26 protein-coding genes are annotated in these 26,835 nt (G+C 42.0%); 9 read left to right on the forward strand and 17 right to left on the reverse strand.

From position 1 onward, the window contains the following. Positions 1-12: 12 nt before the first annotated feature. The gene (locus tag G5B43_RS16545; protein ID WP_165295915.1) at positions 13-378 is read right to left on the reverse strand and encodes a nuclear transport factor 2 family protein; all 366 of its coding nucleotides are present in this window, start codon (positions 376-378) and stop codon (positions 13-15) included. 242 nt (positions 379-620) lie between these two features. On the opposite strand from G5B43_RS16545, the gene G5B43_RS16550 reads away from it, so the two are divergent. After that, complete coding sequence (locus tag G5B43_RS16550; protein WP_165295916.1) at positions 621-2,180, forward strand: protein adenylyltransferase SelO; 1,560 nt, start codon at positions 621-623, stop codon at positions 2,178-2,180. Positions 2,181-2,197: 17 nt separating this feature from the next. On the opposite strand, the gene G5B43_RS16555 is transcribed toward G5B43_RS16550, so the two are convergent. From G5B43_RS16555 to G5B43_RS16595, 9 genes are all read right to left on the reverse strand, one after another. Then, positions 2,198-3,835, reverse strand: coding sequence for an ABC-F family ATP-binding cassette domain-containing protein (locus tag G5B43_RS16555; protein ID WP_165295917.1), 1,638 nt, complete (start codon positions 3,833-3,835; stop codon positions 2,198-2,200). Between the two features lie 116 nt (positions 3,836-3,951). Then, on the reverse strand, positions 3,952-4,470 hold the full coding sequence (idi, locus tag G5B43_RS16560) for an isopentenyl-diphosphate Delta-isomerase (RefSeq protein WP_165295918.1): 519 nt from the start codon (positions 4,468-4,470) through the stop codon (positions 3,952-3,954). Positions 4,471-4,472: 2 nt separating this feature from the next. Further along, positions 4,473-5,777, reverse strand: a complete 1,305-nt coding sequence (locus G5B43_RS16565; RefSeq protein WP_165295919.1) for a cryptochrome/photolyase family protein — start codon at positions 5,775-5,777, stop codon at positions 4,473-4,475. 34 nt (positions 5,778-5,811) lie between these two features. Beyond that, the gene (locus tag G5B43_RS16570; RefSeq protein ID WP_165295920.1) at positions 5,812-6,537 is read right to left on the reverse strand and encodes a lycopene cyclase domain-containing protein; all 726 of its coding nucleotides are present in this window, start codon (positions 6,535-6,537) and stop codon (positions 5,812-5,814) included. Beyond that, positions 6,534-6,992 carry a sterol desaturase family protein gene (locus tag G5B43_RS16575; protein WP_165295921.1) on the reverse strand — a complete coding sequence of 153 codons (459 nt, stop codon included), beginning with the start codon at positions 6,990-6,992 and terminating at the stop codon, positions 6,534-6,536. The genes G5B43_RS16570 and G5B43_RS16575 overlap by 4 nt, the downstream gene beginning before the upstream one ends. Before the next feature lie 53 nt (positions 6,993-7,045). Next, positions 7,046-7,501 (reverse strand): hypothetical protein, encoded by a 456-nt coding sequence (locus tag G5B43_RS16580; protein ID WP_165295922.1) that lies wholly within the window; start codon positions 7,499-7,501, stop codon positions 7,046-7,048. After that, a complete protein-coding gene (locus G5B43_RS16585) occupies positions 7,501-8,337 on the reverse strand; it encodes a phytoene/squalene synthase family protein (protein WP_165295923.1) in 837 nt (278 codons plus the stop codon). The genes G5B43_RS16580 and G5B43_RS16585 overlap by 1 nt, the downstream gene beginning before the upstream one ends. A 5-nt stretch (positions 8,338-8,342) precedes the next feature. Beyond that, positions 8,343-9,815 carry a phytoene desaturase family protein gene (locus tag G5B43_RS16590; RefSeq protein ID WP_165295924.1) on the reverse strand — a complete coding sequence of 491 codons (1,473 nt, stop codon included), beginning with the start codon at positions 9,813-9,815 and terminating at the stop codon, positions 8,343-8,345. Further along, positions 9,812-10,474, reverse strand: coding sequence for a MarR family winged helix-turn-helix transcriptional regulator (locus G5B43_RS16595; RefSeq protein WP_165295925.1), 663 nt, complete (start codon positions 10,472-10,474; stop codon positions 9,812-9,814). The genes G5B43_RS16590 and G5B43_RS16595 overlap by 4 nt, the downstream gene beginning before the upstream one ends. 132 nt (positions 10,475-10,606) lie before the next feature. On the opposite strand from G5B43_RS16595, the gene G5B43_RS16600 reads away from it, so the two are divergent. Both G5B43_RS16600 and G5B43_RS16605 read left to right on the forward strand, forming a co-directional pair. Further along, positions 10,607-10,774: a hypothetical protein gene (locus G5B43_RS16600; protein WP_240904898.1), complete on the forward strand. Its 168-nt coding sequence runs from the start codon at positions 10,607-10,609 to the stop codon at positions 10,772-10,774. 111 nt (positions 10,775-10,885) lie between these two features. Continuing rightward, on the forward strand, positions 10,886-11,875 hold the full coding sequence (locus tag G5B43_RS16605; RefSeq protein WP_165295926.1) for an aldo/keto reductase: 990 nt from the start codon (positions 10,886-10,888) through the stop codon (positions 11,873-11,875). 59 nt (positions 11,876-11,934) lie between these two features. Here G5B43_RS16605 and G5B43_RS16610 read toward each other — a convergent pair whose 3' ends face one another. Together G5B43_RS16610 and mph are read right to left on the reverse strand one after the other, a co-directional pair. Beyond that, entirely contained in the window at positions 11,935-12,507 is a 573-nt protein-coding gene (locus G5B43_RS16610; RefSeq protein ID WP_165295927.1) for a YdeI/OmpD-associated family protein, read from the reverse strand. A 29-nt stretch (positions 12,508-12,536) separates the two neighbouring features. Further along, positions 12,537-13,421, reverse strand: coding sequence for an Mph(E)/Mph(G) family macrolide 2'-phosphotransferase (gene mph, locus G5B43_RS16615; RefSeq protein ID WP_165295928.1), 885 nt, complete (start codon positions 13,419-13,421; stop codon positions 12,537-12,539). A 420-nt stretch (positions 13,422-13,841) separates the two neighbouring features. On the opposite strand from mph, the gene G5B43_RS16620 reads away from it, so the two are divergent. The 5 genes from G5B43_RS16620 (at position 13,842) to G5B43_RS16640 (ending at position 20,507) form a co-directional block, all read left to right on the forward strand. Then, positions 13,842-14,360: an RNA polymerase sigma factor gene (locus G5B43_RS16620; protein ID WP_165295929.1), complete on the forward strand. Its 519-nt coding sequence runs from the start codon at positions 13,842-13,844 to the stop codon at positions 14,358-14,360. A 106-nt stretch (positions 14,361-14,466) separates the two neighbouring features. Further along, a complete protein-coding gene (locus G5B43_RS16625; RefSeq protein WP_165295930.1) occupies positions 14,467-15,366 on the forward strand; it encodes a FecR family protein in 900 nt (299 codons plus the stop codon). 72 nt (positions 15,367-15,438) lie between these two features. Further along, positions 15,439-18,483, forward strand: a complete 3,045-nt coding sequence (locus G5B43_RS16630; RefSeq protein WP_165295931.1) for a TonB-dependent receptor — start codon at positions 15,439-15,441, stop codon at positions 18,481-18,483. An 89-nt stretch (positions 18,484-18,572) separates the two neighbouring features. Then, entirely contained in the window at positions 18,573-19,781 is a 1,209-nt protein-coding gene (locus G5B43_RS16635; RefSeq protein WP_165295932.1) for a purple acid phosphatase family protein, read from the forward strand. Between the two features lie 195 nt (positions 19,782-19,976). Next, positions 19,977-20,507, forward strand: coding sequence for a GNAT family N-acetyltransferase (locus tag G5B43_RS16640; RefSeq protein ID WP_165295933.1), 531 nt, complete (start codon positions 19,977-19,979; stop codon positions 20,505-20,507). A gap of 16 nt (positions 20,508-20,523) precedes the next feature. On the opposite strand, the gene G5B43_RS16645 is transcribed toward G5B43_RS16640, so the two are convergent. Further along, positions 20,524-20,889, reverse strand: coding sequence for a winged helix-turn-helix transcriptional regulator (locus G5B43_RS16645; RefSeq protein ID WP_165295934.1), 366 nt, complete (start codon positions 20,887-20,889; stop codon positions 20,524-20,526). 141 nt (positions 20,890-21,030) lie between these two features. Here G5B43_RS16645 and G5B43_RS16650 point away from each other — a divergent pair, with 141 nt between their 5' ends. After that, the gene (locus tag G5B43_RS16650) at positions 21,031-21,711 is read left to right on the forward strand and encodes a YceI family protein (protein ID WP_165295935.1); all 681 of its coding nucleotides are present in this window, start codon (positions 21,031-21,033) and stop codon (positions 21,709-21,711) included. Positions 21,712-21,855: 144 nt separating this feature from the next. Here the strand turns inward: G5B43_RS16650 and G5B43_RS16655 are convergent, their stop codons facing one another. Genes G5B43_RS16655 through G5B43_RS16670 form a run of 4 tightly spaced genes read right to left on the reverse strand, consistent with a single transcriptional unit; the run spans position 21,856 to position 26,831 of the window. Beyond that, entirely contained in the window at positions 21,856-23,010 is a 1,155-nt protein-coding gene (locus tag G5B43_RS16655; RefSeq protein ID WP_165295936.1) for an AGE family epimerase/isomerase, read from the reverse strand. Positions 23,011-23,029: 19 nt separating this feature from the next. Further along, positions 23,030-24,433 carry an MFS transporter gene (locus G5B43_RS16660; protein ID WP_165295937.1) on the reverse strand — a complete coding sequence of 468 codons (1,404 nt, stop codon included), beginning with the start codon at positions 24,431-24,433 and terminating at the stop codon, positions 23,030-23,032. A gap of 23 nt (positions 24,434-24,456) precedes the next feature. After that, a complete protein-coding gene (locus tag G5B43_RS16665; RefSeq protein ID WP_165295938.1) occupies positions 24,457-25,626 on the reverse strand; it encodes a glycosidase in 1,170 nt (389 codons plus the stop codon). A 50-nt stretch (positions 25,627-25,676) separates the two neighbouring features. Further along, a complete protein-coding gene (locus tag G5B43_RS16670) occupies positions 25,677-26,831 on the reverse strand; it encodes an esterase (RefSeq protein WP_165295939.1) in 1,155 nt (384 codons plus the stop codon). Positions 26,832-26,835: the final 4 nt, after the last annotated feature.

Here is a 26,835-nt window from a genome sequence, read left to right on the forward strand (position 1 = left end):
TTGAATTCTTGGTTAAATAGCAATTCCGCTTCCACCAACTACTTTTATACCTTCGGGAAACTTTTTCCAGAAACGGATATATCTATAGTTAGCTTCAAAAAATTCATTATTGTAACTTCCTTTTAACTCCATCTGCAAAGTTATGATAGCCAAGTCATCTATGATGTTCAGTTCTTCTACGCTGGGAATGATTTCGTTTAATTTTAGATTGCCCTCGCGATAGGTTTGCAAATCCATTTCTTTAGTTATAACCTGACCGTTGGGAATTACAAAAAGTAAATCAGCATGCAATAGGTTGTCGAGAACTTCTGTATTTCTATTTTTCATTGCCTCATAAAGCTTATTCTCAAGGCTTAAAATTTCATTTTTTGTTACCATTTTCTATAATTATTTGTTTTCACTATGTTTAAAAGCTGCAAGCATTTTTAGCTACGTTGGCAAATGGTTACAATATACGACAAATGAAATTCTTTAAACGTGACAACAAATAAGGTTTTCCCCGTGGCACATCGTAATGATTTCATCACGGATTTATTTCTTGACTTTATAAGTGCAATTGCTGGGAGCGCCGTGTCAATAAATGGCGTACCTTTGGGTGTGATTAGTTAACGCAGTAAAATATGGAAAATTTAAGCGCTAAGCGATTCAAAAGGACTTTTGTGGATACTTTCTCAGGGGATGATAGTGGTGATCTGCACCCTCGTCAAACGCCAGGAGTTTTATACAGCAAGGCAGTGCCTACCGCTGTACGAAAACCCGAACTTGTGGCCTGGTCCGACGAGCTGGCAGATAGCTTAGACATCGCGAAACCTAATCCAGACGACATACAAATTCTAGGTGGCAATCTGATCACGCCGACGATGTATCCTTACGCAGCCTGCTATGCGGGCCACCAATTTGGCAACTGGGCAGGCCAGCTTGGTGATGGCCGGGCGATCACGCTGGGCGAATGGGAGAACACGCATGGAAATATTTGGGAGCTGCAGTTAAAGGGTGCAGGCCCCACCGCGTATTCGCGGAGAGCTGACGGCAGGGCAGTTTTACGCTCGTCGGTACGCGAATACCTGATGAGTGAAGCGATGCATTACCTGGGTATTCCTACTACACGGGCATTAGCGCTTGTAACCACGGGCGACATGGTGACGCGCGATATGTTTTACGATGGGCGCGCTGCGGATGAGCCTGGCGCCATTGTGATGCGTACAGCACCAAGCTTTTTACGTTTCGGTAACTTTGAGATGCTTGCGGCTAGGAACGAGATCGATAACCTCACGCAACTGGTGAACTGGACGATTGAACGCTTCTATCCGCATATTGAAGGGGATGACAAGATATTCCGCTGGTTTGGAGAAGTCGTGGAACGTACAGCAACGATGATCGTTGAGTGGCTGCGGGTAGGTTTTGTACATGGGGTGATGAACACCGACAATATGTCTGTTCTTGGTCTGACGATTGACTATGGGCCATATTCTTTTCTGGACAACTACGACCCGGATTTTACACCGAATACCACCGACTTACCCGGCAAACGATATGCTTTCGGTAAGCAAGCGAATATAGCTTACTGGAATCTAAGCCGCCTGGCGAATGCTTTAGTACCGCTGATTTCCGACACGAGCAAATTAGAAAGCCAACTGAGAAGATATGAAGACTTTTATTGGAGTAAGTACTACGCAATGATGGCAAACAAGCTGGGTATGGACGGCATAAACAACGAGGATGATGTAAGGTTATTGGCCGAATTTGAGAACGTACTTGCAACTGTCCAGCCGGACATGACAATGTTTTATCAGCTGCTAATAGACCTACCCAGCGAACTGAACTCACAGCAAGACATGCTTAACTTCTTTAAGAGCAGTCTCTACGGCGATCCTGAGCCAACGGACATCACGAAACTCTACTCGCTCATGACGAGCTACCAAGCTCGCTTAAAAGTGAACACCTGCACAAGGGAGGACAGCTTACTGCGAATGCGAAAAGCCAATCCTAGGTTTATTTTAAGGAATTACCTGCTTCATATGGCCATAGAAGAATTACAAAGAGGCGAAAACCACCTCTTTTTAAAATTACAGCAGGCTCTTAAAGATCCGTATTCAAAAAGCCACGATGAATTCTTTGGGATGCGCCCGGATTGGGCCACACAACAGGCTGGCTGCTCGATGTTGTCCTGTAGCTCATAACAGCCGGGGGAACATGGCTACCCCACCCTTTCTATATCATTAAGGTTACTCATTTTCTTATATTCCAAGAAGCCCTTGATATCTTCGAAGTGCTCTCTTACGCGCTTGTTGCCAAACTCGAAAACTTTCGTTGCCAATCCATCGAGGAAGTCTCTATCGTGCGACACCAAAATCAGCGTGCCATCAAATTCCTGTAGGGCATCTTTGATGATATCTTTGGTTTTCATGTCCAAGTGATTGGTAGGTTCATCAAGGATGAGCACATTTACAGGCTCTAACAATAGCTTGATCATCGCCAGACGTGTTTTTTCTCCTCCCGAAAGTACTTTCACCTTTTTAGTAGTATCGTCGCCGCTAAACATGAATGCACCCAGAAGATCTTTAATTTTGACACGTACGTCCCCTACAGCGATTTGGTCGATAGTTTCGAACACGGTAAGCTCTTCATCCAGCAACGAGGCCTGATTTTGTGCAAAATACCCGATTTGGGCATTATGCCCCACTTTTAGAACGCCTTCGTAATCAATTTCACCCATGATCGCTTTAATCATGGTTGATTTACCCTCTCCATTTCTACCCACGAAAGCTACTTTCTCTCCACGTTCGATAACCATCGAGGCTTTTTCGAACACGACATGTTCTCCATAGGCTTTAGTAAGTTCTTCAACGATGACAGGATATTGTCCCGAACGGGGTGATGGCGGGAATTTTAGTCGTAGCGCGGAGGTATCTACCTCGTCCACTTCGATGATATCCAGTTTTTCCAACATCTTAACACGGGACTGCACCTGCAATGTTTTGGAATAAGTACCTTTAAAACGATCTATAAATTCTTGCGTATCGGCAATAAAACGTTGTTGTTCTTCGTAAGCCTTCAGCTGGTGCTGGCGTCGTTCTTGACGCAACTGTAAGTAGTGAGAGTATGTTGCTTTATAGTCGTAGATACGGCCCATCGTTACCTCGATCGTACGATTCGTGATGTTATCAACAAATGCACGGTCATGGGAGATAACAATAACAGCTTTGGCCGAATTGACTAGAAAATCCTCTAGCCACTCAATACTTTCTATATCCATGTGGTTGGTAGGCTCATCAAGAAGTATTAAATCGGGCTTTTTCAACAGAATTTTGGCGAGTTCTATACGCATACGCCAACCACCTGAAAACTCAGCTGTCTGACGGCTAAAATCTCGCCGCTCAAAACCCAAGCCTTTTAATACTTTTTCAACTTCTGCATCATAGTTGGTCTCTTCGATGGAATAGAACTTTTCGCTTAGCTCGGAAACCTGCTCGATTAACTTCATGTACTCGTCCGAGTCATAATCGGTACGGATAGTCAGTTGTTCGTTGAGCGCTTCAAGTTCGTCACGCATCCGGTAAACTTCATCAAAAGCTTTAGAGGTTTCCTCAAAAACCGTCATATTATCCTCCGTCAACAGGTGTTGAGGAAGGTAAGCGATCACCGCTTCCTTCGGTCCGCTGATATGGCCAGTAGTGGGTTTTCCTACGCCGGCAATGATCTTTAGTAAGGTGGATTTTCCTGCACCATTCTTTCCCATCAGGGCTATCTTGTCATTTTCATTGATGGAAAACGATACATCACTGAAAAGGGTTGTTCCGCCAAAGGATACGGAGATATTATTTACGTCTATCACGATATGCGTCTATTAAAAACAGCCGCAAAGATACAGCAATATAACGGCGCTTGGATATAAAAAACTCTAAAATTTCGCATACGCACGTTCGTTGATCCCAGCTATAAGAATCTTTTTCAGAGTTCAATTTTTGAAAGTAATTCCGGAAAAGCCTGCTTAAACCACACGGTATAATGCGATGGATTCTCATTTATATCCGATAGAATTTCAACGGTATTCATCCATTTATAATCCGATGCTTCATCTTTATTTAAAACCGGATTTTGGTTCGTTTGCCCTATAAAAACATAATCCAGCTCGTGCTCGATTAAATTGTTTTCAACTGGTTCATTGTATATAAAGGAATAAATGAGTTTCAAGTCACATTTTATGCCCATTTCATAATACAACCGATCCATGGCACTCATCGTTATATCTTCGCTCCATTGCGGATGTGAACAACAGGTATTAGTCCACAAACCACCACCATGATATTTGTTGGCAGCTCTTTTTTGCAATAGCAACGCTCCCTCATCATTAAAAATAAACACCGAAAATGCCCTATGGAGCTCTCCTCGCTGATGAGCAAGCAGCTTTTCCATCTCTCCGATGGCATTATCTTCTATATCTACAAGGACGACTTTATTTCTTTCCATATTTACGTATTTTCTTTTACTGCATCTTTATATACTTTCAAAGCTCTTTCCCGTGCGAACGTATGTTCAACAATAGGTTTGGGATAGTTTTCTGCACCAAATTCAGGAATCCAATTTTTGATGTATGTTAAATCTTTATCAAATTTTTCGGTTTGTGTAGTCGGATTAAAAACCCGGAAATACGGGGCGGCGTCGCAACCCGAGCCTGCCGCCCATTGCCAGTTTCCGTTATTGGCTGACAAATCGTAATCATTGAGTTTTTGAGCAAAATAAGCCTCCCCCCATCGCCAGTCTATCAATAAATGTTTGCACAAAAAGCTCGCTGTAATCATCCGAACACGATTGTGCATATAGCCTGTCTCGTTCAGTTGCCGCATTCCTGCATCGACGATCGGATAGCCCGTTTTTCCCGCACACCATTGTTCAAATTCCTCCTCATCATTTCGCCACTGGATTGCGTCATATTTAGCTTTGAAGGCTTGATTGACCACTTTGGGGAAATGATACAATATCTGCATAAAAAACTCACGCCATATTAGCTCGCTCAACCAAATTTGATTATGCTCCAAAGCAAAAGCAACACATTTACGAATGCTAACTGTGCCAAAACGCAAAGCAATACCTAGCTGGGTAGTTCCTCGCAATGCGGGATAATCACGATATTTGCCGTATTCATCGATTATCGAAGCATCCAATTTGGGCGTTTCAAAATTCATATCCGTTTTTTCAAATCCAATTTCTTTTAACGAATGAATCTCTTTAAAATCCTGCTTCAGAAAATTTGTAAAATCCATCTGATATGGCTTACAATGGTCTTCTGTTAATCGTTCTTTCCATTTTTTGGAATACGGCGTATAAACCGTATAAGGCGTTCCGTCATTTTTCAGCAAGTCATTTTTATCAAAAACTGCTTGGTCTTTGAATGCGCTGAAAGGAATGTTCTGTTCTTTGAAAAAATGATAAATTTCAGTATCTCTTTTAATGGCTTGGGGTTCGTAATCCCGATTACAAAAAATGGATTGAACAGCATATTTTTCAGAAAGCATATTGAAAATATCTGTCGGATTCCCGTAGAATGTATTCAGCCTTGTATTTGACGATCTTAGTTCTGTATTTATTTTTGAGAGTGCCTGATGAATGTAATCCACTCTTCGGTCTTTCTTATCCTCAACGTTTTTCAAAATATTCGTATCGAAAATAAAAATTGGCAAAACAGGACATTCCGAAGCTAAAGCATGAGATAAACCTGCATTGTCTTCTAAACGCAAATCTCTGCGAAACCAAAAAATGGAAACTTTACTTTTCATTCAAATTGGATTGTCTTTTCAATATTTGTCCACATCAGGTTCCTTGGCTGCCTTTGCGTTCTTTATTTTCATCGAAAGAATGTTTATTAAATCGTTTAAAAAAATACAGTACTAAAAGAAATTGTGTATAGCCATATACAGCATCTTCTACGGGTATCGTGAGCATTCGTATGCCAAGAAAACAATTCGGGTTGTAATTCACGATAGGCGTTTCCAATCCGGTCCCTGTCAATACTCCGTTTACCGGGAAGAAACCTAGCATCAACACCGTAAAAACAAGTGATGCCTTGCCAATCCAGTGTGCACGGACAATAAAATGCAGATAGATTAAGGTGAATATCGTGGCTATTGCTGTTACCAGTGTATATATTTTATCGTGATGAAGTAGAGCCATCACCGAACACACAATTACGCTCACAAAGACAATCAAGTTATTCATCCCCGAAAGCCAATCCAACTTGAAAAATTTTTCAAAACAGAAATAAGTAAACACGCAGGAAAAGGGAATGCAGATGAAAAACAGCCATTCTTCTAGTGGTAATCCGGCGATGACTATTCCAAGCGTATAATCGGTATTAAACCACCAGACTCCCCTTGCCGTAAACCAGATATCCCAAGCAACGAACGGAATGGCCACCAAAATAGCCGATTTCAGAAATGCTGTAAAATAGCGGTTAAACCGTATACGCTTGTCAAAAGATGCGACGAAACAAATGATGACCGTGAAGAATAATATCGATACGTAAGTGTATGCATTCATTTTTTAATAGGTTTAAAAAACATTCTGAAATATTTGAAAGGCACATACAGAAATCCGAAACATTCGCCATCTTCTTTGCCCGTATGCTTGTGATGTTGCTTATGGGCCCTTCGCAGTGCCAAGAAATAAGGGTTTTTGCTGTTTGTGAAATACCTAAGTCGTTGATGAATAAAAATATCGTGTACAAAAAAATAGGCCATTCCATACAGCATAATGCCCAAGCCGATAAAGAATAAATAATTAAACTCCTTTAATGAACCGAAATACATCAAGGCAATCGTTGGCACGGCAAATATCACAAAGAAATAATCGTTCTTTTCAAAAATACCCTCATTGCTGTGGTCGTGGTGATCTTTGTGCAGAAACCACAGAAAGCCATGCATCACATATTTGTGGATAATCCAAGTTGCTCCTTCCATCGATATAAATGTGAGCAATATGATTAATACGTTCATACCGAAATTATTTTTAAAATTGTTGTTCTCTGTATAAATTGATATTTCATTTTTTAGTCTCTTAAAAGCGCTTCGATATTGTTTTTCAGAATATCTGATTTAATTTGACTGCGATTTTTCTTAATCAATTCAGTATCCTCCTTTATATTTGATTTATAGCCTAAAAAAAAGGGCGCGTTTTTCTGCACCGAAAGCCGAATAAACCTCAGCTCAGCATTATTAGGATCTTTTTTAATAGCTTGTTCTATGTTGTTCTTTCCTTTATTGAATGTATTCAGTTTGCTAATCGGACTAAAAACGTGGTTTGCCCTAATGGTTTGCAAGCCGCCCAAATATCCTAAATGCGTTACCGAATTGTCTTTTGCTTTTTCTAGTTCGGATATCGTTTTTTGGCACAATGCTTTATCCGATAAAAACGTATCGTAATTTGCTCTTACTTTATCTAAAATGCTAACTTGAAAACTTGTCAGAAAAAATAAAGCGGGTATAATCAGCGTAAAAATTTTCATTATAAAAAAGCTGTTTTATACCTCACATAACTTTTGAACGCTACATATGCTTTTTCGGAATTGGGAATACGTACCCTACTATTCAGTATCTCCATTGATGATTTTCGTTTTATTTTTTGAAATAAAGCCCAATAATATTTATAAGCCAGATACACCCCAAAGGTTGAAGAACTTGGGAGCTTTTTTATACCGACTAGAGCTTCTTTAAATTCTTTTTCAATTTCTGTTTCAATTTCGCATTTCACAGCATTGTCAAATACATTCATATCTATATTTGGAAAATAAGTGCGTCCCAAAATCCGATAATCATCTTTCAAATCTCTCAAAAAATTGATTTTCTGAAAAGCCGAACCCAGCTTCATTGCATAAGGTTTCAGTTCATCGTATTTCTCTTTATTTCCATTGGTAAAAACCTGTAAACACATTAAGCCAACGACTTCTGCCGAACCGAAAATATATTCTTTGTACAATTCACAATTGTAATCTACCGGTTGTAAATCCATTTCCATACTGTGCAAAAACTGGTCAATCAGACTTTTGTGAATAGCGTATTTATGCACCGTTTCCTGAAAGGACTGTAAAATAGGATTTAGAGAAATTTTTTCTGATAAAGCGTTTTCAGTTTCAATTTTCAAACGATTCAGCAGTTTGCTTTTATCATAATCGTGAAAGCTGTCCACGATTTCGTCTGCCAGTCGCACATATCCGTAAATTGCATAGATAGCCGTACGAATAGCGGGATTTAGAGCCAAAATACCCAAAGAAAAACTTGTGCTGTATTTTTGGGTGGTCATCTTACTTACCGAGTAGGAAAGTTCGTCAAATAGCTGTTTCATATTACTCAGTTTTTTATTTTGATAATTTCGTTGGCGACAATTTTTCCCGATATGATTGACGGAGGAACGCCAGGTCCCGGAACCGTCAGCTGACCTGTGTAAAATAAGTTTTTCAGTTTTTTATTGCTGATTTTAGGTTTCAAAACCGCTGTTTGACCAAGCGTATTTGCCAATCCGTAAGCATTGCCTCCATAAGCATTGTAATCAGTCATAAAATCGCTGACGCAATAACTTCTTTTATATTCAATCTTAGACTGTAAATCGCTTATGCCTGTGTACTTTTCGATTCTTGAAAGCATTTCTGTTAAGTACTTTTCTCTAATACATTCCTCATCGTTTACTCCGATAGCCAAAGGCATCAGCAAAAACAAATTTTCTTTTCCTTTAGGAGCAACACTACCATCAGTTTTTGAAGAACAACAAACGTAAAACAAAGGTTTTTCGGGCCACTTTTTTTCTTTATAGATACAGTCAATATGTCCGTCCAATTCATTCTCAAAGAAAAGTGTATGGTGTTTCAGGTTGGGAATGATTTCATTGATACCCAAATAGAAAATCAGGCTCGATGGTGCAAATGTTTTTTTCTTCCAATAGTCGTCCTTATAATTTCTATACGCTGCATCTAAAAGTGTCTCGGTATGCTGATAATCCGAAGAAGCAATCACGGCATCAAATTCATAGTTTTCGCCATTGATAATCAAATATTTCACCTTGTCGTTTTGTGTATTAATACGTTCGACGGTTTTATTAAAATGAAAATTTGCACCTTGCTTTTCGGCTACGCTTTTCATAGCCAGCACCAATTGATAGAAACCGCCCAATGGATAATGCGTTCCCAAAGCATACCCTCCGTAGTTCATGAGGCTGTACAATGCCGGAATATTTTTGGGAGAGGCCCCCAAGAAAATCACGGGAAATTCCATCAGCGTTCTTAACTTTTCACTTTTAAAATATCGGGCAACATACGTTTTGAAACTGGTCAGCAAATCTAACTTTAAGGCACTTTTCGCTATTTTGAGAGAAATAAATTCCGCCCAGTTATGGCAAGGCTTATTCACAAAATCCTTCATGCCGATTTCATACTTAAATTTTGCCGATTGCATAAATTTTTCCAATTGCGATGCTGCACCTTTTTCGATTTTTTCAAAGACGGTTTTTAATTCTGCTAAACTTTCAGGCACATCAATTTTCTCATCAGAAAAAATCATCTCAAACTGTGGATTTAAAGATACCAACTCAAAGAAATCAGCCGTTTTGCAACCGAAATCCGCAAAGAAACTCTCCATAATATCAGGCATCCAATACCAGCTTGGCCCCATATCAAACACGTAACCTTGTTCGGTAGTAAATTGCCTTGCTCGGCCGCCTGGCTGGTCGTGTTTTTCAAAAACGTGCACATCGTTTCCTGCTTTGGCCAGATATGCAGCAGCCGATAAACCCGAAAAACCCGAACCGATAACAGCTATTTTCTTTTTCATAAGTTTGTATTATTTAAAGCTTTTTCCAACAAAAATTCGGGTTGTATGTTTTTGTCATAAATCGGCTTATGAAAGTTATTGAGCTTATCGAGCAAGCGGATCAGTTCCATTTTTTCATTTTTGGTTAAATCTCCTGTAACAATTTTAGTTGCTTTTCTGATTTTACCCATCTGCTTATCTAAAACCTGGATACCTTTGTCAGTAATTTTCAAAACTTTACTTCTTTTGTCGATTTCCGAAGCTGCTTGGTTTACCCATCCTTTTGAAATTAAGCGATTGATAATCTGCATTCCGACAGGTTTTTCGTGGACGTTCTTTTTTATCAAGTCCATTTTGGTCATCTCGCCAAAGGCTTTTAGATTGATGAGGTAAATAAAATCTTCCTGCGAAGAAAAATCGGAGCGGAAAATTGCCGACTTTGAATAGCTTTTGGCGTAGCGATTCATATGCACAATTAGCGTATTTATGACACTTTCGGGGCTTCGACCACTCTCTTTGCCCTCCCAATTGGGCTCGGCAGTCAAGTTCTCCGCATTATAATTTATAATAATCCACTTTTTGAAATCATCGATGGTAACTGCCGACTTATTCGAACCGGCGTTTTTGTTTTCAAATTCCGCGACCAAATCAAGTACATCTTTAATCAAATTATAATTCATATATAATCACTTGGTTCACAAATATACTAATTATACTTAATATAGTTTGTTTATAAACTTTTTTTATGATAGTGTAATTTATCAGAAACAACAAACGGGAAATAATGAAATGGCGTTTTATAGATCACTGGTTTGAAATCTAGGATAAAAGAAATTGAGGAACGGTTTGATAATGATGTGGACCGGTTTTCTAAGCTGGAAACGGGTCAACAGAAGACCCTGGATGCGTCATTTAATATGGAGCTGATAACAGAAGGTATCGTCCGTCATTATCCCACCCCTAACATACCACTGTCCTAATTCAAGGTTACTTTACTGGACTTTTATCGAATTTTTAAACAGTTCCAAATGTTTATTGTTATTCTGATAAACAAAAATGCGGATCAACAGTAAATTAAAAAAATATAAAAAATGAGCGGTATAGTTTTAAAAAAGGAACACGAACTAGGTCTCGGTGGAGTACCGATCGGGACGGCATTCGAAGATATTACCGACGATCAGTCACAGAAAATTTTGCAGGAAGCTTGGGGTCTGGGTATCCGCCATTACGATACTTCGCCATGGTATGGACTCACGAAAAGTGAAAGAAGGTTTGGTGAATTTCTGAAGGACAAAAACCGCGAAGATTTTGTTTTCTCTACCAAAGTCGGCCGTTTGTTTACAGAGGTTCCCGAATCGGATGTGCCACCAACGATGTGGAAAAACCCGCTGCATTTCGATTTCAAACATATGTACACAGCCGACGCGGTAAAAAAGTCTATTGAAGACAGTCTAGAACGCACTCGACTCGATTATATTGACATTGTTTACATTCACGATTTATCGGAGGATCAGGTGGGCGATCGCTATGATTATTATATGAAACAAGCCAAAGGAGGCGCTTTTAAAGTGTTATCAGAACTCCGTGATGAAGGGGTGATTAAAGCTTGGGGAATGGGTGTGAATAAGATCGAACCGATCCTAGATTGTATAGAATCTGCCGATCCTGACATCTGTCTGTCGGCTACACAATACTCCATATTAGAACATGAAGACGCGGTGGACCGTCTCCTTCCCGCGGTTAAAAAAGCAGGTGTAAAACTGGTTTCCGGAGCGGGTTATAATTCCGGATTTGTTGCTGGTAGAGACCGCTACAATTACAAGGACGTCATCCCGAAAGGAATGACCGAAAAACGGGATAAAATCGAGGAAATCACTAAGAAATATGATACCGACATGATTACCGCAGCCATACATTTTGTACTGGCATGCGAGGAATTTGTGGCTATTATTCCCGGTGCGAGTTCAACCGATCAAGTTAAAAGCAATGTGAAATCCTGGAGATCGGAAATTCCGGTTGATTTCTGGAAAGAGCTGAAATCGGAAGGTCTTATATACGACAAAGCCCAGACTCCGGCATAACGGTGGGCATGCCATCTTAAATGATGTTTATTCTTTACCTTTTTAGCTTTCGAAACTCTTCAAAATTGTTTTGGTTTCTTTTTCTGCCCGGCGAGTTCGGCAATTTCGTCTATGCGTTTTTGCCGAGTTTCGGTTTTTTTTGCAAGAACGAGCGAGGTCAGCATCATTTTCCGGACCGTTTTGCTCAAACTCAAAAAATAGTCTTTTGAACCTTTGTATTTTTTGAACGCTTTCTCTAAATCGTTCGGGATTATCAATTCTTCTACTTCGTCCAAAATTGTCCACCAACCGTTTTGTTTGGCGGCTTCAATAACATCAAACCCCCTTTGTGTCATTAACCCCTCCTCAATGAGTTTCCCTACTTTTTCTTTGTTGATTTTACTCCAGGTACTTTGTGGTTTTCGTTTACTGAAAAACTGGTGTGCTGTCTCATTGTCTATTTTAATTTTCTTGCTGTCAATCCAACCAAAACAAAGCGCCACATCAACGGCCTCGCTCCAGCTAATAGACGGTTTGCCTGACGACTTAGCATAAAAAACAAGCCACACAGATTGTTTCGATAAATGATTTGTTTCCAACCATTGTCGCCACTCCGCTTGGCTTGTCGGATAAAATATTTCTGTTTCGTTCATAGTTACGTTACCATCGTAGCTTCTAATTTTTACCCAACTCCTAACATTTTTTTAGCACCTTGGATATGAAGATCACTCTTGGTTTCCACCGCGAAAAATCCATAGGCTAAGGCAGCGGCAGCGGCTCTTTCTACGGTTTGTTCGAAAATTCTATCCCAAATCTGTCCGCCTTGCTTCTCATATTCTTCAATCAATTGTTTCAGGCTTTCTTCTCCAAATACATTGAGATGGCCAGCAAAATCCATTGCGGGATCGCCGACGTGCGCAGTGGTCCAATCGATAATTCCTGAAACTTCATTGTTGTTATCGGTCAAAATATGACCAGCATAAAGATCAGCATGGATAAACTTTGTGAACTTAGGCCAAAGGGAATCATTATTCAACCAAGTTTTATATCTAGCTTCCAATTCTTCCGAAATACCAATTTCCGATTTAACCAATCTTAGCTGATTTTCTATTTCCTTTTTCAAATCTGTAGTGGTCTTTATCTTTAGATTCTTTACGCTGACCTCAGACGCTGGAATATGATGAAGCTCCACAAGTACTTTTGCCAAGGAAGGAACATAATTAGGACTATCCTTATCCATATTCCAGGTAACTTCATAGGTGACGCCGTCATAGGTCAACGCCGGCTTATCCTTAAGTAGCGGATAGGCTACTAAATCATGGTTTGCAATTCTCCAGTCTGGAACCTCAACCGAAAGGTGCTTCTTGACCAAATTCAATATTTCTCTTTCTCCTTTGATTTGATCTGCCATATTATTCCGTCTGGGAATTCGAAGTACCCATTGCTGTCCGTCGATATCTGATACGATACCGACTCTAAAATCTATACCCATATCATTGAATTTTATATCGTCAGTTATCGTAAGCCCATGGGCTTGAGTAAGATTTTGAATGTCTTTGGTAGTCATCTTAATAAATTAATCGTTCGTAAAATAGCTTTTTGAGAAAAATTCAATGCTATTCATTAGCTGAATACTTTCCCAGAAAGATTGATGAAAAGTTTTTAAAAAGGCGGATATGCTACAACTCCATGGAGTTAAATAGCCCAAGGTTTTGCAATTGTATGGTCTTTAGTGTATAACATATGGCAAAAATAAAAATTCGATTTAGTTCAACAAAAAAAATCACGTGTGTGCCAAAGTTAAACATCTTCCTATCAGCTACCGCAATGAAACCGGTTTGCTTCATCATTTCCAAGGATTGTGACCGCTAAATATTCTCTCTATATTAATATTCAGTTAACACTACATACCTAGATTTGTCATGTCTTTTAACGCTGGTGCTCCGAAGGGGGTAACAAGAGTTTCTAGAAATCAATAACAGAAAAAATGCATCACTCCGATCCTAAAATTGACTGCTTCAACCATATATACAAGTTGTACTGGAAAGAGCTCTACTACTTTGCATTGAAAAAAGTAAAGGATCATGCTCTTGCTGAGGATCTAATTCACGATGTATTTCTCAAATTACTAAAATCCCAAGACTTAGAAAATCGCTTAGACACGATCAAAGGCTACCTTTACACGGCTCTCCGCAATCGGATTACCGACCATTTCCGCAAGAACAAACTCCATCTGGCTCTCGAACAAGACGTACTCGCCTGGTATGGCCAGCAAGACAACAAGGCTCTGGAGGTCACCGTCAAACGGGAGCTTGACGATTTTTTGGAACTGCAGGTCAATCGGTTACCCGATCAGATGCGTCGTGTGATACAGCTCAATACCAAGGAGGGATACAGTACGACAGAGATTGCGCAAAAGTTACTCATCTCGGACAAGACCGTTCGCAATCAGCTCTCTTTGGCCAATCAGAAACTACGATCTGCTATTGAAAAATTCCTTCGTTAGGATCGAAAAAGAACGCATCTGTTAAGTTTATATAAACGTAATATTTTTTTATAATTAAATCGAAAAAACGGCCGGGATTTGCTAGAAGGGTGTTCGTATACTTCACATGAAAGCACCAAAGCATACGTCATCAGATACAAAAGCAGCGGAAAGCACTATAGGGGGAGCTCCCTCTCTCGATAATCAAGCCGAACGTCTATTGGAACAACGTCTATATGAACGCGTACTTAACAGTTACACCAACCATCTTGAAAAACGTAAACGACGTATCCGTATGTGGCGGTCGGCAGCCATATGGATAGGTGCCGTGATGCTAACTGGCGGCGGTATCTGGAGTAGTGTATCACTGCGCAACAAAGTGACCAACGAAAAATCTGTGGTACAAGTATTCAGCAGCATGAATAGTACTAAGAGAATATGCTTGGTAGATAGCACAATAGTCATACTCCGGCCCCACAGCACCTTACAGATTGGTGCCGATTACAACCGTGTAGACCGCCACGTTATGCTGGAGGGAAATGCTTTTTTTGAGGTCAAAAAAAGTAAAGAAAAACCTTTCATCGTGCGCAGCAAACACTTGGAGACAACGGTATTAGGCACTCGATTTTCAGTTAACAGTCCGACAGACGGCGGAGAGCACAGTGTCTTTCTCGAAGAGGGAAAGGTCAGTATCCGAATCGACGACGAGCAGCACTTCCTTGCTCCCAACGAAAGGATCGTGTACCACGAAGCTATTAAAAAATGGGAAATCAATAAATTGAGCGATGTGAATCTCAATATGCAGACTGGTGCTTTGACCCTGGACGGCGTGGATTTTGCGACCTTACGCCGATGTCTCGCGGATTACTACGGTATTTCCCTGATACATCTCAGCGGTAAAGCAACACAGGTACGATACAAGATTACGTTGAAACCGCAGACACCGATAACGGATATTGCAGCACTGATCGGTACGATCAGCGCACGACGTACCGTCATCAACGGGCAAACAATTATCATAAAATAAAAAGAGTGTCAGTCTCTCGCCAAAGTCGCCGACACTCCAAATCCAATTTACATTTAATTTAAAATCAAAAGTATGAAAAAAAAGGTTAAGACGGTTCGCAATTTATTATTTGCTGCTACGGTCTTCAATGTCAGTATCCTGCCACTTGTTCCTGCCGTGGGACAGACATCTAAAATGCTACACGACAAACAGATTTACTGGGCTGGAAGTAAGGGAGATCTGGAGAAAGGATTGGATCAGCTTGAAAAACAATTGCATATTCCCATTTCCTATGACAAGAACCTTGTGCGGGGTAAAAATGCCAATACTCCCAAGCAATCCACCACAACGGCAAATGATGTACTGAGTCAACTATTGGCTGACAACGGGCTTAGCTACCGTATCGTTCAAAACAACATTGTAGTGGTACCCGCACCCAAGCCTGTCGCTGAAAATTCGGCACAAAATAATATCATTGCCGGGTATGTCAAAGATGCTACATCAGGCCGCGTATTGCCGCATTCCACACTTGTCAAGCTTTCAGATAACCGTAAGACCATGACGGATGCCAATGGCTACTTTATCCTACAAGGGCTGAAACCAGGGACAATCGAGATACTCGTCTCTTACATCGGTTACCAAAACCAGATTGTAGAACTCACTTATCCTAACGGAGGAATCCCAATCAATATTCTGCTGGAACCGAAAGACAATAATCTAGAGGGTATCACCATCAATGGAATTCGTCGCGGCGAAGCATTAGCATTGAGCAACATGAAAAATGCCGACAATGTACGTTATGTACTATCACAGGAGCAGATCGAACGCTTTCCGGATGCAACCGTAGCCGAGGCACTACAACGCGTACCCGGTATAGCGATGGATTATAGCTACGGATTACCGCGCAATGTTGTGATGCGCGGTCTCAGCCAAAATATGGGATCGGTGACCTTAAACGGTACTCGGCTACCGTCCACACAGACCAATAGCCGCGAGATCGATCTTAACGGTATCCTTTCGTCAACAGTCGAAGCCATTGAAGTCAACAAGACTTTTACGCCGGATATGGATGCTGATGCAACAGCTGGCTCGGTAAACATCGTTTCTAAAACACCAAAAGCAGGCGAGGAACTCTTCCGGGTAAACGTCGGTGGAGGCTACAATCAGTTGCTGTCTAAAGCAAATTACAATTTAGGCGCCGTTTTAGGCAAACGTTACGAAAAATGGGGGTTTCTTGCCGATGTCAATTACAGCCAGACCTATCGCGGCGAGGATCGCGTACAGGTAGACTATGACACTTACGAGATCGACGGTAGCGAGCATCTATTGATGTCTAACCTCGAGTTGGAGGGCAGCGATCTGGAGCGTAAAAACACAGGCTTACAGTTCGAGCTGAACTATTACCCAACCAATGCGACCAAGCTTTACGCACGTAGCTCATACAATAAATATTTCGAACTACAGACCAGAGGAACCAAATCCTACAATATCGGTGAATACAGCAATATCGGTCAAGCTGCCGATATCAGTATCGGCTCTTCGGGAACACCTCGCGATTACAACAGGGATATCATCACGTTCTCGCTAGGCGGCAAGACAGCCTTCAGCAACTATGAGGTGGATGCCGATGCAACGTACGCCAAAGGACGCTATGACCAACCGCTCTACTACGACGGATACTTCCAGCAAGGGGGCCTTAGTGCAGCGATCGACAATACCGATCCTAGTGCACCTCAGTTTTTATTCGCCGGGACAGACCACAACGATCCCGCAAAATACACGGCGAACAGCTACAACCGCCGTCACCAGTTTGCACACGACCGGGATATACAGTTGTCCGGCAATATTAAACGCTCGCTTTCGTTAGAGGGTGGACACACGTTAGATCTTAAAGCAGGTGCACGTTTCCGTTACAAAGAGGACGCGCACACACGTAACTATTTCCAGTACCGGTTAAAAACCGGCTCATTGACTATGGATGATTTCACATCGGACTATAACCGTACTTCGTATTTTGGAGGCAAATACAACCTTTCTGGGGCCATCGCCAATGGATACCTCATGGAGCAATATTATCAGCGTAACATGGATCTCTTTCAACCCAACGATAACTACATCCGCCAAAATACCGATCCAGATTCTTACGAAGGAAGTGAAAATCTATCTGCTGGTTATTTTATGGGCAAACTAACTACAGGAAAACTAGAGACTGTATTGGGTATGCGTTATGAGCGCACAGGATTTCAGTATACGGGCAATATTGTCTCCTTCGATGATCAGGGCAATTACCAATCTACGCAGCCGGTAGATACCGAGGCTGCCTTCGCTGGATTCTTCCCGAGCTTGAATCTAAAGTACAAACTGACGGAGCAGACCAATATCCGGGGTGCACTTACACGCACATTATCACGTCCTTCCTACTATGACCTTGTTCCTTGGGAAGAGATTGAGGTACGTCGCAAAAGGATGAAGAAAGGAAATCCACAGCTTGATCAGAGTACATCGACCAACGTCGACTTATTGTTCGAGCATTACTTAAACCCTATTGGCCTACTGTCTGGCGGTGTGTTCTACAAAAAAATCAACGATTATATCTACGAATCCATTTATACCCAATCCGGTGGAACCTATGATGGTTATGCAATTACGCAGACTGTCAATGGAGCTGCAGCAGATGTATACGGTTTAGAAATCGCCTGGCAACAGCAGTTCACGTTCCTGCCGGGTTTTGCGAATGGATTCGGTGTATTTGCCAACTACACTTATGTTAAATCATCGTTTGAGGTTCCAGGGGTGGAATCCGTACGTAGAGTAGCGCTACCCGAGATGCGCCCAAGTGTAGGTAACTTTGCTCTTTCGTACGAGAAATATGGTTTCTCTGGGCGTCTCGCACTCAATTTTTATGAGACTTTCATCAGTGAACTGGCAGAGGAGGAAGCCAATGACTTAATGGAAAAAGGCCGTACACAACTTGACTTTTCTGCTTCACAAAAGATCAACAAGAATTTCACCGTATTCGTCGGTTTGAGCAATATCACGAATTCACAGGTACGATTTGACTTCGGAGACGGACGTCCAAACGATTATAAATACTATGCACGCTGGGGTAATATCGGTGTCAAATACACGATTAAATAATAATTTAAAAGTATTTAAAAAGGGGGTCTTCGGACACCCTTTGCTTTGTTTTCTCAACAAATTTAAATAGCTACAACAAATATACATATATGAAAAAACTGATCACCACACTTGCGTTAGGCCTAACTTTAATTTCGGTAGCCCAGAGTCAGAGCTATGTTGCGGAGAACCAGCCAGATCGCGTCATCCTCAATCTGACCAACGACGCTGCGCATAACCAAGCGGTCAATTGGCGTACGAATGTCATCCAAGGAAGCGGACAGATCGCCCAGTTACGTTTAGAGAACAATAGTCCTGAATTCGCCGACAGTGTCGTTCAGATATATCAAGCTGAAAGCAAGCTATTCACCGATCGTGAGAATAACCGCTCGATGTATCATAGTGTACAATTTGAGCGATTACAACCCGACCGTATCTACAACTACCGCGTAGGCAAAGACGGCGCGTGGAGCGAATGGTTTCAATTCCGAACAGCTCGGCAAACCGATAACGTATCTTTTATCTATTTGGGCGACGCGCAGAATGATCTGCGTTCACGCTGGACACGTGTATATCGCAAAGCTATACAGACTTGTCCTAAGGCCGACTTTATATTGCATGCGGGGGATCTAATCAACCGCAGCAATTCGGACAACGAATGGGGCGAATGGTTTTATGCCGGTACAGGCATAAACAGCAGCTATCCGCAGTTAATGGTACCGGGTAACCACGAGTACTTTCGTGATGAACAAAAAGTGCTCACACTCGATCCGCACTGGCAGCAGCAGTTCAGGTTACCTGAAAACGGTGTCGCAGGATTGGAAGAATCCAACTACTATGTAGACTATGGACCTCTTCGCATCATCGCACTCAACACACAGATGATCATGTTGGACAGTACCTACCGTAATGCACAGGCGCAATGGCTAGAGCAAATATTGAAGAGCAGCACCGCGAAATGGACAGTGGTCATGTGTCACCATCCCGTTTATTCAACGGCCAAGTCGCGGGATAACTATCAGTTCGCCGATTTGTTTAGACCTCTCTTTGAGAGATACGGCGTTCATCTGCTATTGCAAGGACATGATCATACCTATGCCCGAAGTGCGGTGCCATCAAATAAAGAAAAGAAACCGGTTTACATCGTATCCGTAGCTGGACCAAAGATGTATCAGGTCGATCCACAAAAAGAATGGATAGCGAAATCTGCGGAACACATGCAATTGTATCAGGTTATCGATATCAAAGGAAATACATTGCAGTATAAGGCCTATACTGCAGATGGTACACTCTACGACCAGTTTGAGTTGAAGAAATGACGCTAGAAAGAAGAAAAGGCGATTGTAACATAACGGATTAAGTGGTTGTTAAATGAAAAGGGACAACGATATTGCTTTTCATCTATTCATTTTTTATTTTTATAAGGCTAACGGGCTAAGGAGTATCTGGTCGACGCCATTATCTGAGCTGAAGACGGGCTTCTTTTTCGCACCAGGCTGGAACATAATAGAACTATGGAATTCGATATTCAACCGACATTAGAAAACGAAAAAATTGTCCTTTATCCTTTACAGGAAGGCGATTTTGAAGCGTTGTATACCACCGCTTCCGACCCCAAAATATGGGAACAACATCCCAATAAGAACCGCTGGAGGAAGGATGTATTCAGCATGTTCTTTGACGGAGCAATCCAAAGTAAAGGGGCGTTTAAAATTGTAGACAAAGCTACAGGAAACATCATTGGAAGCACGCGGTTTTATGATTACGACAAACAACAAGACAGCCTGTTTATTGGCTACACATTTTATGCTATAGATTATTGGGGCAAGGGAATCAACCAATCGGTAAAAACCATGATGTTGGATTACATTTTTCAGTTTGTCTCCAAAGTTAAGTTTTATATAGGTACAGAAAATATCCGTTCACAAATTGCCATTAGCCGCATTGGTGCGCAGAAAATTGCAGAACAGGAAGTAACGTATTTCGGTGAGGCACCGCGGTTAAATTTTGTTTATGAAATTTCTAAAGAGGAATTTTATGGGTGAACAAATCGATGGATCTTTACTCGGCCTTGCCATGCAACCTATTCCTATAGAAAACACCCCAATTTGCGATCTCGTCGATGATCGGTTCCATCGTTTTTCCATATTCCGTGACTTCGTATTCAACGGTTATCGGTTTTGTATCGACGACTGTCCTCGTTATAAGCTGGTTCATTTCTAAATCTTGCAGTTCTTTAGAAAGCATTTTGGCTGCAATGCCATCGATCTCTCGTAGAAGATCCATAAACCGCATTCTTCCACCTTGCAAAAGCGTGCCAAGGATATGGATTTTCCATTTACCAGATAAGACTTGCATCGTGTCTGTTATCGCCGTTATTCTAACCTTACATTCTAACGATTTCTTAACCGCTTTCCTCTTTATCATACTGGAGTTTTTTTTCAAAAATAAACAAATGAAGATTAGTTACCAATTGGAAACTAGTTTCCAATTGGTAACTAATGCATTTTTTAAACCGACCTTATATTACCTTTGCAGCGCTATTTAAACATAACAGTTAAATAAAAAATGAAAAAATTATCAGCTTTAACAATCGTTGCCGCGTTAGCATTAGCGGCTTGTGGAGGTAATTCCAACGCAGACAAAGTACAGACATCAACAGCTCAAGAGGTTGCGACGGAGAGAGGTACGGTATTTCATCTTGATCCTGCGAACAGCTCCATAAAATGGAAAGCATACCACAAAGGTGGTTTCGATCCACGATTTGGAACATTGGATAGCGAAGGAAGCCTGACGCTGGAAAATGATACAATTGCGAGTGGTAAATTTACGATCGATATGAATTCTTTGCGTACGGATGAAAATGCTGTGGATGTTGCGAAAACAGGCGGAAAGACAGCTGCAGATTTAGATGGACATTTGAAAAACGAGGATTTTTTCGAAGTTGAAAAATATCCTACAGCAAAGTTAGACATCACATCTGTAAGGCCTTTTGATCCTGCAAAGGACAAAAGTGTACTAGCGGATGCGACAAACATTATTAGCGGTAATCTAACCATTAAGGAAAAAACGGTAAATGTATCTTTCCCGGCTAAGGTATCCATCCAAGAAAACAGCGTGAACGTACAATCAAAATTCAGCATCAATAGACAGGACTGGGGTCTTACTTACGGAACAGACGGTGATCCTAAAGACTGGATGATTTCACAGGAGGTTGACTTGGAATTCGATATAACCGCTAAAAAATAAAAATAGCTCTTCGCTATAATAGATCCGAGACAAAAATCCATCTATGTGAAGGTAGATAGGCAGGCACGTTACAGATGCCTGCCTTTTTGTTTCTATTCGAATTTATGGATAACTTCTACTTGTAAATCTATAGCAATATGCGATTTAAAACTCGATCATTTCCAAACACATCCTACCATTATGATATGGACACTTCCAAAAGCCGGCCTTGTCTTCTCCGTCGCTAACCAATCCGTTTTCCAAACGGCTCCAATACCATTCCCCATTTTCCTTATCCACGATATACTGTTGAATATAGCTCCACAGTGCCTCCGCTTTCCGTTTGAAAGCATCGTCGTTAAATATCTTCGCCATATATTGATAACCCACTACCGCTTCGGCCTGTACCCACCAGTGTCTCTCTTGGTCCAAGTGGCCGTTTTTTAATTCATACGCCATGCTTCCGTCCCGTAGTATCCCTTCAGCAGCTGCTTCCGCTATTTTTCGGACGACCAGGCGAACCTCGTCTTGGAGTTTCACATCACCCAGTACCGTTACCGCTTCCCATAATAGCCAAGCAGCTTCAATATCGTGCCCATATGAAACCACGGTGCCTTTGGTATTCCATTCCACATCAAAGAACAACTTGAGGTGGCCTGTTTCGGGATTAAAGACGTGGTCCAAAAATACACGTACTAAATCTTGCTGGGCTGCCAGTATACCTTCGTCCCGCCACACGCGAATTAAGCTAGTATACGCTTCCAGAACATGCAAATGGGTATTCATGGTCTTTGCCTCATTCTCGTCCTTTTCACTTAACCGCATATCGGCTATAGGTTGCCAATCTTCCGTGAAAGCTTCCCAATATCCGCCCAATTTTTCGTCCTTACAGGTCTCTATGGTATGAAACAGGGAGATCGCGAAATCCAATGCTTCCTGTTCGCCTGTCGCTCTATAGTATTCTGAAAAAGCATAGAGGGCAAAACCCTGTGCGTAAGTTTGTTTTTTTGTATTTACCGGCTTTCCCAAGTGATCCACTTCCCAAAATATGCCACCATATAGCGGATCCACAAAATGATTTTTGATATACTGGAAGGCACGTTTGGCCATGTCGCGGTATCGCTTTTCATTTAACACGCGATAAGCTGCCGAGAAGGTCCAAAGCACCCTTGTATTCATTACTGCACCCTTATTCGCGCCAGGCAACAGTCGGTTTTTTCCATCAATCCTCCCGTAAAAACCACCATGCTCCTCGTCCACCATCTTTTCTTCCCAAAAACGTAGGATATTATGCTCTAGTTCCTTTCTAAATCCGTTCATCACTGTATGTTATTTCGTATTAATTTGAGGTCCTTCTTTTTTCCAATTCTGTTGTGATATCGAGCATCTTCTTTTCACTCAATGGATAGAAACTGATAAACAAAACGGATAAGACGGTACCGATTGCGGGAAAAAAGCTAAGGAACATGCGTATGCCCGACAACGTCTCTGCACTTTGTGCCTGATTAGCCTGAAAACCGTAGTACCCCAACAGCCATCCTGTCACAGCGGTACCAAAAGCCCAGCCTAATTTTTGGCTCATCGACGACGAACTAAAGATCAAACCGGTAGCGCGGTTTCCCGTCCGCAATTCCGAATAGTCTGCACAGTCGGCATACATGGACCACAATAATGGAAAAATCGCCCCGGCACAAATGCTTATCAAAACCTGAAGTACGAAAATCATCAACAGCTGATCACGTTCTAACCAATAAAAAGAGATGCTCGCTGCTGTAGCAATTAACATCGCTCCCATATAGGTATTTTTTTTTCCGATCTTATTACTTAACGGCGCTGCCGCAATAACCCCCAGGATATTAGCGGACTGTCCTAACGCAAGATACAGCCCGCTCAATACGAAAGGTATATGAAAGAATACTACATTACCAAATTGATCTTCTCCTACATAATATTTAAAGTAATAAAGTGTCGCCCCGTCCCTTATGGAATTGAATACCAACGCAGCCACTCCCGCTCCCAACAGAATCCACCAAGGTCTGTTGTGTAATAGGTCACGAATATCCTGTTTAAGCGTTGAACTCGTCGAGGCTATCGGTACTACCCGCTCTTTTGTCCAATAGAAACACAACAAAAATAGCAAGACCGAAAAAACAGCAATGACTGTGGCGGCCATAAACCATCCGTGCTGCTGATCGGTCATGTTTTGACTGTTTCTGCTAAAATAGTTTACCAACGGATTGAACAATAATAACGTCACAAAACTTCCAATATACGCAAAAGTCATCCTGAATGTCGCCAGTACATTGCGAACCTTTGGGGATGGGCTCATGACGCCCAATAATGAAGCATAAGGGACGTTAATCGCCGAGTATACCATCATCATTAACGAATAGGTAACATACGCATATACTATTTTCCCTACCCCGTCCAGTGCAGGCGTCAAAAACGTGAACGCCCCGATCACGCCAAAAGGAATCGCAACGTATAAAATATACGGTCTGAATTTGCCCCATTTTGTCCGTGTGCGGTCGGCGAAAGCACCGACAATCGGATCAAATAAAGAATCCCAGACCCGCGTGATCAGAAACATGGTACCTACTGCTTTTGCCTCCATGCCGAAGATATCGGTATAGAAAAACATTAAGTACATGCCAAATAGCTTCCAGAACATAGAAGATGCGGCATCTCCTAAACCATAACCGACTTTTTCCCGAAGGGTGACGTTATCTGATTTCAATTCCATGATGGGTTTATCTGACGTCTAAATTAACGATTTAAATTTTTTGTAATAATACGGGACAATGTACCGACCGAAGTAGCAGAACGAAGCCCGTCCTCCGCGGTGTTTAAGCAATAGTCCAGGAGCCTGTCAATGGAGGATACGGCTACGTGCATTCGTGTATCGCTTGATGCATAATAAATGTAGACTGTACCATCCTCGTCGGCTATCCACCCATTTGTAAACAGTACGTTCGAGACATCTCCTACACGCTCCTCCCCTTGCGGAGCCATCAAATGTCCAGCCGGTTCAGCAATCAATTTGTCAGGCTGGTGAAGGTCGGTCAAAAACAAATACAGGACATAACGAAGTCCTGCCGCGCAAGCACGGACACCATGCGCCAGATGTAACCAGCCTTTTTCCGTCTTTATCGGCGCAGGGCCCTGACCATTTTTTAGTTCTTTAATGGTATGATAGGCACGTGGATTGACAATTTTTTCCTCCAATACCACAGCTTTTTCCATACTATCCACTACTGTCCAGCCGATTCCCCCTCCACTTCCCGCATCGATGAAACCATCTTGCGGACGAGTATAGAGTGCATATTTCCCGCCTACAAATTCCGGATGCAAGACCACATTACGCTGCTGGCTTTTAGATTGCAGGTTGGGCAAGCGTTCCCATATTTTTAAATCTTTTGTACGTACGATTCCGGCAGCGGCGACGGCGGACGATAAATCGCCCGGTGCAGCGTTAGGGTCTTTGCGTTCGGTACAAAAAACACCGTAAATCCAACCATCCTCATGTTGGGTAAGACGCATATCGTATACGTTCGTATCTGGATTCTCTGTTTCAGGAATAACAATGGGATAGTCCCAAAATCTAAAACCGTCAATCCCATTTGGGCTTTCTGCAACGGCAAAGAACGATTTTCTATCATTACCTTCTACCCTCACCACCAAAATATACTTTCCCTGCCACTTGATGGCACCGGCATTGAACGTGCCATTAATGCCGAAACGCTCCATCAAGTACGGATTAGTTGTTTCGTCGAGATCAAAGCGCCAGTGTAAGGGGGTATGATCTGCCGTCACCACCGGATTGATATACCGCTCGTAGATACCATTGCCAGGCAAAACGGCTTCATTCTTTTTATTTAATAACTGCTCATAAGCTTCCTTTACGGCGGCCAACCGGTTTTCAAATTTGCTACTCATTTCTATTCCCAATGTATTTATATAGTCTATGTGATTTTTCTTTTCTCGTTTTAAAATAGGTGCGTGGTAAATTTTGCGAATTGTTCTCGCCAAAATACCCATTCGTGTCCGGCCGGCGCTTCGTCACTTTGGTAGGTTATCCCCTGTTTGGCCAAGGTTTTCAAAAAGATCAGATGACCTTGGTAGCGTGGATCTTTGGTTCCGCAACTTGTCCACAAGATCTTAACCTTCTCATTTATTTCTCTTTTTTTACGCTCCCAATCTGGTATGTAATCTGTAAGTTTTAATTTTTCGTCACTTAGCAGCCCCGAGCTGAACTGACCGATGTAGTTAAACTTATCCATATTTCGCAGTCCGATAACGAAAGCCTGTCCGCCGCCCATCGACAAGCCGGCAATAGCCCTTCCTTCTTTGGACTTCATTACATGAAACCGTTCCTCCACCAGCGGGATCACATCATGGAGCAGTTCATCTTCCAAGATCTCCATTCCTTCTTTTGAACTACCTCCTGCCCACGACCCGTCTGTATGCCCGTTGGTCATGACCACCAACATCGGTTTCGCTTTATGCTGCGCAAGGAGATTGTCCAGCACATCTGGCACACGTCCGTCGCGTGTCCAACTCCCTTCATCGTCTCCACCGCCGTGCCGTAGGTACAAAACAGGAAACGCTTGCCCGTCTTCTTCGTATCCGGGTGGCACATACACATATACCGTTTTACTCCTTTGTAGTGTTGTTGCACGATAGCGCAGTATACGTACCTCGCCATGTGATACATCCTGTGCCTGATCGAAAAGAGGGGATTCTCCTCTTACCTCGAGAATATTTCCGTATAGAGAGGTACCATGCTTGACCCGAGGGTTTTCTATATCCAACACCTTGAGTCCATCCACTTTAAAACTATATTGATATATACCGGGATACAGAGAGTCTACGGCGACAGACCAAACTCCGGTCTCATCCTTCGTCATTCTCCATTCCTGAATATCCCAATCGCCTAGTTCGACCAAAACGACCTTAGCATGAGGAGCTTTAAGACGAAACGTTACAATTCCATTCTTATCCACCTGCGGAGAAAACGTGGTTGTATTCGGTCTCCACCATCCGTCCGTGCTGAAATTGCTTCCGCCGATAGCTTGCGCGTTGGCAGCGAACAGGGAGAACATCAACAGAAAACCAGTTAGTATTATTTTTATAGACATCATATCG

Origin of the sequence: Sphingobacterium sp. SGR-19 (genome assembly GCF_011043555.1) — a bacterium.
GTDB lineage: Bacteria > Bacteroidota > Bacteroidia > Sphingobacteriales > Sphingobacteriaceae > Sphingobacterium.

Excerpts from the sequence above, each read along its gene's own strand:
- G5B43_RS16545 (WP_165295915.1), bottom strand. The coding sequence starts at position 378 with ATGGTAACAAAAAATGAAATTTTAAGCCTTGAGAATAAGCTTTATGAG.
- G5B43_RS16550 (WP_165295916.1), top strand. The coding sequence starts at position 621 with ATGGAAAATTTAAGCGCTAAGCGATTCAAAAGGACTTTTGTGGATACT.
- idi (WP_165295918.1), bottom strand. The coding sequence starts at position 4,470 with ATGGAAAGAAATAAAGTCGTCCTTGTAGATATAGAAGATAATGCCATC.
- G5B43_RS16565 (WP_165295919.1), bottom strand. The coding sequence starts at position 5,777 with ATGAAAAGTAAAGTTTCCATTTTTTGGTTTCGCAGAGATTTGCGTTTA.
- G5B43_RS16570 (WP_165295920.1), bottom strand. The coding sequence starts at position 6,537 with ATGAATGCATACACTTACGTATCGATATTATTCTTCACGGTCATCATT.
- G5B43_RS16575 (WP_165295921.1), bottom strand. The coding sequence starts at position 6,992 with ATGAACGTATTAATCATATTGCTCACATTTATATCGATGGAAGGAGCA.
- G5B43_RS16580 (WP_165295922.1), bottom strand. The coding sequence starts at position 7,501 with ATGAAAATTTTTACGCTGATTATACCCGCTTTATTTTTTCTGACAAGT.
- G5B43_RS16585 (WP_165295923.1), bottom strand. The coding sequence starts at position 8,337 with ATGAAACAGCTATTTGACGAACTTTCCTACTCGGTAAGTAAGATGACC.
- G5B43_RS16590 (WP_165295924.1), bottom strand. The coding sequence starts at position 9,815 with ATGAAAAAGAAAATAGCTGTTATCGGTTCGGGTTTTTCGGGTTTATCG.
- G5B43_RS16595 (WP_165295925.1), bottom strand. The coding sequence starts at position 10,474 with ATGAATTATAATTTGATTAAAGATGTACTTGATTTGGTCGCGGAATTT.
- G5B43_RS16605 (WP_165295926.1), top strand. The coding sequence starts at position 10,886 with ATGAGCGGTATAGTTTTAAAAAAGGAACACGAACTAGGTCTCGGTGGA.
- G5B43_RS16610 (WP_165295927.1), bottom strand. The coding sequence starts at position 12,507 with ATGAACGAAACAGAAATATTTTATCCGACAAGCCAAGCGGAGTGGCGA.
- mph (WP_165295928.1), bottom strand. The coding sequence starts at position 13,421 with ATGACTACCAAAGACATTCAAAATCTTACTCAAGCCCATGGGCTTACG.
- G5B43_RS16620 (WP_165295929.1), top strand. The coding sequence starts at position 13,842 with ATGCATCACTCCGATCCTAAAATTGACTGCTTCAACCATATATACAAG.
- G5B43_RS16625 (WP_165295930.1), top strand. The coding sequence starts at position 14,467 with ATGAAAGCACCAAAGCATACGTCATCAGATACAAAAGCAGCGGAAAGC.
- G5B43_RS16630 (WP_165295931.1), top strand. The coding sequence starts at position 15,439 with ATGAAAAAAAAGGTTAAGACGGTTCGCAATTTATTATTTGCTGCTACG.
- G5B43_RS16635 (WP_165295932.1), top strand. The coding sequence starts at position 18,573 with ATGAAAAAACTGATCACCACACTTGCGTTAGGCCTAACTTTAATTTCG.
- G5B43_RS16640 (WP_165295933.1), top strand. The coding sequence starts at position 19,977 with ATGGAATTCGATATTCAACCGACATTAGAAAACGAAAAAATTGTCCTT.
- G5B43_RS16645 (WP_165295934.1), bottom strand. The coding sequence starts at position 20,889 with ATGATAAAGAGGAAAGCGGTTAAGAAATCGTTAGAATGTAAGGTTAGA.
- G5B43_RS16650 (WP_165295935.1), top strand. The coding sequence starts at position 21,031 with ATGAAAAAATTATCAGCTTTAACAATCGTTGCCGCGTTAGCATTAGCG.
- G5B43_RS16655 (WP_165295936.1), bottom strand. The coding sequence starts at position 23,010 with ATGAACGGATTTAGAAAGGAACTAGAGCATAATATCCTACGTTTTTGG.
- G5B43_RS16660 (WP_165295937.1), bottom strand. The coding sequence starts at position 24,433 with ATGGAATTGAAATCAGATAACGTCACCCTTCGGGAAAAAGTCGGTTAT.
- G5B43_RS16665 (WP_165295938.1), bottom strand. The coding sequence starts at position 25,626 with ATGAGTAGCAAATTTGAAAACCGGTTGGCCGCCGTAAAGGAAGCTTAT.
- G5B43_RS16670 (WP_165295939.1), bottom strand. The coding sequence starts at position 26,831 with ATGATGTCTATAAAAATAATACTAACTGGTTTTCTGTTGATGTTCTCC.